We start from the raw sequence: 6,846 nt of genomic DNA, 5'->3' as shown, positions 1-6,846 counted from the left end.
CTATCTTGCTTTATTTGATAAGTTTTTATTATCACCTCGTTTTGCGGAGACCCAACATTTCTCCAGCCCTATTTTTTTTATAAACTACTTTAACGGACGGGAGGCCGATTCAACCCAGTTCTCAACCAGCAGTTTCTCATTTTGCCGCAAGAACCTCTGTGTCCTCTGTGTCTCTGTGGAGAAAAAAATCCCCTCTCAAAACGGATTGTAGCGAATCGAAAAATAAATTCCGTCCGATTGAAGCGAGTCGTCGCGTCGATCGACCTCCACCAAGGGAATCCCCCAATTCACCGTCGCCGAAAACTCCGGAGATAACTCCCAGCGCAAGCCGATCCCCGTTCCCACTAACGTACTCGGACTGGGAAGATCGCGATCGATCCCGATATTCCACACCGTCCCCGCATCTACAAACGGCGTCAGTTGCAGGATTCCCCACCCGCCGCGATCGCGCACCACGGGAATCCGTAACTCGATCGATCCCACCACGCCGCTATCGGCGACGCGCTGGTTTTGCAAGTAGCCGCGCACGGTCGTCGGTCCCCCAATACTAAACTGTTCGATGGCAAGTAACGAATCAGTAGACAGTTGCGTGGCGAGGCGGGTAATCAATAACGTATCGGGGGAAAGCGATCGCACCCACTGAAACTGTCCCAACCAGGTAAAAAACACACCGTCGGGGGCGTTGTCGTTGGAGGTGGCCTCAAACAAGTCCAAGCCGAACGTCATCTGCGATCGCGCCGCCACCACGTCCCGCATCGATCGACTCGTCCACTCCTGCGTCAACCGTAACGCCGTCACGTTCGATCGCCCATCTTCGGGACCCTCAGAAAACGAAAACGGTTCGTCGTCCAAAATAAACGTGCGCGATCGCTGCAATTCCAACGACGCCCCCAACCTCAACTCCTCGTTGGGCGTTTCCACCAGCGGATGCACCACCCGCAACCGAAACGCTTCCTCCATCGATCGAATATCCAACTCGTCGAAGGGTTCGCGAACGACGCGACTTCCAACGCGCCGATAAACCGCTTGAAGTTCCGTATTCCGGGCGTTGAGAGGAACAGCGAACTCTACCCACCCCTCCGTCACCCCGTCCGTAATTCCCACCTCCCCCGAGAAGCGATCGCCGATTCCCAACAAACTGTTTCCCTGTAAATTCAGCGAACCCCGAATCGACCCCACACTCGGCGAATTTCGGTTTTCCAACAATACCGTTCCGTTGAAGGGAAACGCTTCCTCGAGATTTAACCGCAACCGACTCAAACCCGGCGCACTTCCGGCGGTAAGTTCCGCGTTCACCGTCTCGATGGCGGGGTTTTGTTGCAACAGTTGCAACGCCGCTTCTAACTCGTACAGGTTCAACGGCGCCTGACTCGCGCGACGCAGACGGCGTCTGACGTAACCGTCGGAAACCCGGTCTAATCCCTCGATTTCAATCGCTTCTAACTCACCTTCCACCACCTGAATCCGGACGATTCCCTCAGTGACATCCTGCGGCGGAACGAACGCCCCCGAGGTGGTGTAGCCGCGACTGACGTACAAATCCGTAATCGCCGTTCTCAGGGCGATGAGTTCCTCAAAGGATACCCGACGATCGAGATACTGCGAGATAATCGGGGCGAGGTCTTCTTCCGAAAACACCGTATTTCCCAAAACGCGAATTTCTCGAACGGCGATGGCTGCTTCAAGAGGGTTCTCCGCCTCCGGTTGAGACGCCGGGGGAACCTCCGACGGCGGTATCTCGGGCGAGTCTAAAATCTCATCTGTTTCGGGAAATCGTTCCGGAAGCGGCGGAAGTTCTGGAGATGTCGGCGGAACGGGTTGGGCGGACACCTCAGAAAACCCGGCGATCGCCATCCATCCCCACACTGTCCCCGCCAACCCAATCAAAAACCTCTCCACCACAACCACACCTTCCATCTACGTCGTTGCTAACAGAGAACGACCGTCCTTATATCTCTACCGTTCGCTGTCCCAACGCACAAGATGGAAACGCAAGTTTTTGAATTTCAGGGGTTACGCAGTTATCGGTCAAGAAACCCGGTTTTTCCGACCGACCTCGGTGCTGAAATAAAGGAAGGGAGGGTTTTACCGGGTTTCTGCATAACTCCTAGATCGTTGGGATCGATTCCCAATCTTTTAACGCTGTCGGTGTGCGTTTCCCAATCGAAAGGCTCGGCCAGCATCTTATCCTGTTTCGGAAAACGCCATTTGCCAAAAATCCCGTTCTAACCGCGCCACCTCGCAAAATACTGCTTCGGCTTGTGGCTGCACCCCTTCAGACGCCGTTTGCCAACTTTCGTTGGCTTGGCGTTCTAGACATTTCACATATTCCGTAAAGCCAGGATTTCCCCAACGATCGGCGAATTCGTCGTAAGGAGCGGTCATTTGACCGGGAAGCTGCCATCCTTGATTGTACGCGAGTTCGATCGCCCACAACGCCGTTGCTTGTACGGGATAAGGTTTCACGCCCCAACTAGCTAAATACTGGGTATATTCTTCGCAGGTGGCTTGTTTTTCCGCCTCTAAATTCAAACCCCGTTCTCGGGCCTTCTCCCGAAACCAGTTCAACTCCTCTTTTATCGCCACCAGTCCCCCCAGCAAAACATCGAAATGCGCCACAGGTGCGGCGGCGAGGACGTTAGCCAGAAAGCGAGTAAACTCGACGACAAACAGATAGTCTTGCGTCAGCCAAGTATTGAACTGTTCTGGGCGAATCGTTCCCGCCTGACAGCCCTCGAGAAACGGATGGCGAGTGGCGTCGTTCCACAGTCGATCGTGCTTTTGCAATAACCTTTTCAACATCAGTGCAGCCCTCAACTTCCCTTCTCAACTTTGCCTCTCGGTCAGCTATATTGCAGTACCAGCGTCGCGTCCATGGCACTGGTGAGGTGCAATCCCGCCATCATCCCGCTGGATAGATAGTATTTCTGCTCGTCGAGGCGATGGAGGGTCTCGAAGCCACTGCGCCGCTGTTTGTCGTTGAGCGTCCAATATCGCTGCACGATCGATTCGGGGGTAATCCAGCCTTCTCCTTCAACGCGCCCGAGTTCGCTGTGTTGGAGAACGAAGGTGTACTGACGTTCGCCGCTGTCGAGACGACCGCGATATTGAAAGGTGATATCGTCTCGTTCGGTATTCGGAAACGTGAGTTTCGTCACCATGCTGTACCAGTTATCCTGACCCCACGCAACGATCGTCCTGCCCGTGACAGCGATCGGCAGGTTGTGACGTTCTAACCAGTTTCCTTCTAAACGCCACCGACCTTGTTCGAGTAGAAACGTATGAGCCACCGCTATCTGATAAGTTATCGTCTGAGTGAACCGACGCACTCGCCGCACGTCGAGGTTGGAATCGCCGCGTCTTCGGTATGAGGCGCGTTGGGTAGATGCACTGAGGTGAATTCACTCAGGTGAATTCACCTCAGTGCATCTTAGGGGATTTCGGTCTGGGACGACGATCGATCTCCCAAAACCACAGATCGACGCGCTCCCGTGACGGAAGGGAGATTCCCCGGCAGGTTTAACCTGCGCCAATAGGCTAACACGGCAAAGGCGATCGCTTCTTTGTAATCGGCGTTGATGCCAATCTCGTCGGTTGTTTTTACGGTAACGCCCTCGAGTCGCCCTTGCAATCGCTGTTTGAGGTAGCGGTTGCGACTCCCGCCGCCGCATAAAAACAGATCGTCGGGAAGTCGGGGTAAAAACTGTCTGTAATTTTCGACGATCGAACCTACCGTCAGTTCCGTTAGGGTCGCCAGCATGTCGGCGTCGCTGAGTCCGGCGGCGTCCCGGCGGCATTTCTGTAAAAATTCGCGGCCGAAGTATTCTCGTCCGGTGGATTTTGGCGGCGGTTGTCGGAAAAACTCGTCTTGCAGCCATTGTTCGACGAGATCTAAATCTGGCGTTCCCGAAGCTGCCCAAACTCCATCGCGATCGAAGGTTTGTTGTCCCTGGCTTAATTCACTCACCGCCAGGTCGATGAGGACGTTTCCGGGTCCGGTATCCCATCCTCGCACGGTTTCTAACTGCTGCGGACATCCGGCGGGAAGATAGGTAACGTTGGCCATTCCGCCGATGTTCTGCACGCAGCGATCGCGTCTATTGTCGCCGAACAAGCAGGCGTCAATTTTGGGTACCAACGGCGCCCCCTGGCCTCCCGCCTCGATATCGGCGGCGCGAAAGTTGCTGACGGTGGGAATTCCCGTAAGCTGGGCGATGGTGGCACCCCGTCCCAGTTGCAGGCTGTACCCCAATTCGCCGTTTTTCGGGGGACGGTGAAATACGGTTTGTCCGTGGGAACCGATGAGACGAATGGGGGGTGGGTCGTTTTGGGGTTGATTATTTTGCAGATCGATCGCTGCTTCCGCGAAGGCGTTGGCGATGGCGTCGTCTAATTCCGCTAACGCCGCCATCGAGATTTCGCCGCCGCTACAGAGTTCTAAAATGCGCAATCGCAACGCCTCGGGATAGGGATACGTCTTCGCCGCCAGTAACTTTACCTGTAAATCCGCTTCCGTTCCCGTCACGTCTACCAATGCTGCATCGATACCATCGACAGAGGTTCCGCTCATCAAGCCCATCGCCCGGACTGGGGAAGCATCCTCCGCTATGATGTTATCTCGAACCATCTGGTCTCGAATTTCCGCTCGATCGTCTGTCATTGCTGCTTTAACTGTGTTCCCCGACTTTTTACCACCGACTGCTTCGGCCCTTACCGAAGGAACTTCGATCGAACAAGCTTCCCGCATTCAGCGTCTCGACGTTCCTACGACGTTACGCGATCGCCCCGTTTCCACCACCTACGTCCAACAGGGAACGGGGGGAACGCCGATTCTACTGTTACATGGTTTCGACAGTTCGGTGTTGGAGTTTCGTCGCCTGCAACCGCTTCTCGCCCGCCATCAGGAAACCTGGGCGGTGGATTTGCTCGGTTTCGGCTTTACCGAACGCGGCCAGGACTTATCTTTTACTCCGTCTGATATCGAAGCGCATCTTTACGGATTTTGGCAAGCCGCCATCGGACAACCTGTCATTTTAGTGGGGGCGTCTATGGGGGGTGCAGCGGCCATCGATTTCGCCCTCACCTATCCCGAAGCGGTGGACAAATTGGTGTTACTCGACAGTGCGGGAATTGGAACGGGGCCGGTGGTCGGGAAATATTTATTTCCGCCGTTGGACTATTTTGCGGCTGAGTTTCTCCGTCGTCCCGGCGTCCGCAATAATATTAGTTATACGGCGTATTTCGATAAAGCGTTTAATTCAGAAGACGCTCGCTGTTGTGCGGCGTTACATTTAGAATGCGATCGCTGGCATCAAGCCTTGATTTCGTTTACAAAAAGTGGCGGTTATCCGTCTTTTAAGTCTCAAATTTCTCAACTCACAATTCCGACTTTAATTGTTTGGGGCGAAGACGATAAAATTTTAGGAACGAAAGACGCTGCCGAATTTTTGCGTTTAATTCCCAACAGTAAACTGGTTTGGATTCCCTGTTGCGGTCACGTTCCCCATTTAGAACGTCCGAACACCACATCTCGGCAAATTTTAGCGTTTTTGGAATAGGGAACAGTCCAACCGTAGGTTGTGCGAACCTCCGTGGAACCCAACAGCGATCGCTCATTTTTTAAGCAATCGAAAAATCTCGAAAAATCCTCGATCGACCCGTTATATAATATAAGATTCCCGGCATCTTGAAGATGCCGGGGATCTAACTGAAAACGCCTCAATCGAATTCCCTTAAAATTTGAAAACAAAAATTTGAAAACGACCTAAGATTGAGAGGCTTCCGTGAGTTCCCGCTCTTTATCCAAACGACGTTTGCGGGCATACAATTGAATCGTGGCCGCCATCAAAACCACCGTTCCAAACACTAGCCAAGGGGCGATATTCGTAGGGAAACTATTTTTAAACACCGCCAACATGACAATAACCAACAACAACAGCGTCGGGGCTTCGTTGAGGGCGCGAAGTTGTTTGCTCGTCCATTGGCATTCGCCTTTTTCGAGCTGTTTCATCAAGCGGCCGCAGTAAAAATGATAGCCGATTAAGACAGCGACAAATGCCAATTTAATATGCAACCAGCCCGATTTTAAAATTTCTGGCTCTGTGGTAATAATCCCGACGGCCATAGCGGCTGTCACCAACATTCCCGGTGTTGTAATGATGTTGTACAGCCGCTTTTCCATAATTTGATATTGATTTTTTAAAATGGAACTAGCGGGTTCGGGTTCGGCGTCGGCTTCCACGTGATAGATAAACAAACGGACTAAATAAAACAGTCCGGCGAACCAAACCACCACGCCGATTAAGTGAAAGGCTTTATACCATAAGTAAGGCATGAAACTCGAAACTCCGTTTTGACAACCTTAAAAATATCTTTAGATAGGATACAAAACTTTGGAGAATGCCGGGATAAATTGTTAAGAAACGCTACAGATCGCCCCGGTGGGCGGCGAAAGTGGGGGGGTGAGGTCGATCGACGCCTCGCCCAACCCCAGTAAAACCGCCATATTCAGGGCTGGGGGAGATTCCACGACGATCGCCCCACCCACCGCGAAAACGCCCCGAAACAGGCGAGTTTCAACCGATCGCCAAATCCCCGCAGACTGTAGCGCGTCGTGGGAAGCCGTGGAACAAGAGCGCGACGTACTGAAATGAATCTGTACCCACCTCGCGTATCTCTCGATCCCCGGCATCTCCAAGATGCCGGGGATCTGATGCCGCAACTTACCGATATGGAATTTTGCTGCCCATCATTTTATATTACTCTATCCTAATTTATATATTTTTATTTTATAATTAAACTAAGCCGGGCAGTCGCCCACCCGACTCGTCTTCAAAACCGTGCGTG

7 protein-coding genes are annotated in these 6,846 nt (G+C 52.8%); 1 reads left to right on the top strand and 6 read right to left on the bottom strand.

All coding sequences use genetic code 11. The features are described from left to right. Positions 1 to 195 precede the first annotated feature (195 nt). The 4 genes from ACP5D4_RS20435 to ACP5D4_RS20420 form a co-directional block, all read right to left on the bottom strand. A complete protein-coding gene (locus ACP5D4_RS20435; protein ID WP_428013457.1) occupies positions 196 to 1,917 on the bottom strand; it encodes a ShlB/FhaC/HecB family hemolysin secretion/activation protein in 1,722 nt (573 codons plus the stop codon). 267 nt (positions 1,918 to 2,184) lie between these two features. Beyond that, entirely contained in the window at positions 2,185 to 2,802 is a 618-nt protein-coding gene (locus ACP5D4_RS20430) for a TenA family transcriptional regulator (protein ID WP_428013456.1), read from the bottom strand. A 41-nt stretch (positions 2,803 to 2,843) separates the two neighbouring features. Next, complete coding sequence (locus ACP5D4_RS20425; protein WP_428013455.1) at positions 2,844 to 3,290, bottom strand: hypothetical protein; 447 nt, start codon at positions 3,288 to 3,290, stop codon at positions 2,844 to 2,846. A gap of 140 nt (positions 3,291 to 3,430) precedes the next feature. After that, the gene (locus ACP5D4_RS20420) at positions 3,431 to 4,627 is read right to left on the bottom strand and encodes an anhydro-N-acetylmuramic acid kinase (protein ID WP_428013458.1); all 1,197 of its coding nucleotides are present in this window, start codon (positions 4,625 to 4,627) and stop codon (positions 3,431 to 3,433) included. A gap of 46 nt (positions 4,628 to 4,673) precedes the next feature. On the opposite strand from ACP5D4_RS20420, the gene ACP5D4_RS20415 reads away from it, so the two are divergent. Then, a complete protein-coding gene (locus tag ACP5D4_RS20415; protein ID WP_428013454.1) occupies positions 4,674 to 5,558 on the top strand; it encodes an alpha/beta fold hydrolase in 885 nt (294 codons plus the stop codon). Between the two features lie 206 nt (positions 5,559 to 5,764). On the opposite strand, the gene hemJ is transcribed toward ACP5D4_RS20415, so the two are convergent. Both hemJ and ACP5D4_RS20405 read right to left on the bottom strand, forming a co-directional pair. Then, entirely contained in the window at positions 5,765 to 6,334 is a 570-nt protein-coding gene (gene hemJ, locus ACP5D4_RS20410) for a protoporphyrinogen oxidase HemJ (RefSeq protein WP_428013453.1), read from the bottom strand. Positions 6,335 to 6,415: 81 nt separating this feature from the next. Beyond that, entirely contained in the window at positions 6,416 to 6,721 is a 306-nt protein-coding gene (locus ACP5D4_RS20405; RefSeq protein ID WP_428013452.1) for a hypothetical protein, read from the bottom strand. Positions 6,722 to 6,846 lie beyond the last annotated feature (125 nt).

This window comes from Baaleninema sp. (assembly GCF_049974805.1).
Taxonomy (GTDB): domain Bacteria; phylum Cyanobacteriota; class Cyanobacteriia; order Cyanobacteriales; family Geitlerinemataceae; genus Baaleninema.
The sequence above is the reverse complement of the archived record's forward strand: the minus strand, read 5'-3'. Positions and strand labels throughout refer to the sequence as shown.

Bases quoted from the DNA above. Each gene is read 5' to 3' on its own strand.
- ACP5D4_RS20435 (WP_428013457.1), bottom strand. From the start codon at position 1,917: ATGGAAGGTGTGGTTGTGGTGGAGAGGTTTTTGATTGGGTTGGCGGGG.
- ACP5D4_RS20430 (WP_428013456.1), bottom strand. From the start codon at position 2,802: ATGTTGAAAAGGTTATTGCAAAAGCACGATCGACTGTGGAACGACGCC.
- ACP5D4_RS20420 (WP_428013458.1), bottom strand. From the start codon at position 4,627: ATGGTTCGAGATAACATCATAGCGGAGGATGCTTCCCCAGTCCGGGCG.
- hemJ (WP_428013453.1), bottom strand. From the start codon at position 6,334: ATGCCTTACTTATGGTATAAAGCCTTTCACTTAATCGGCGTGGTGGTT.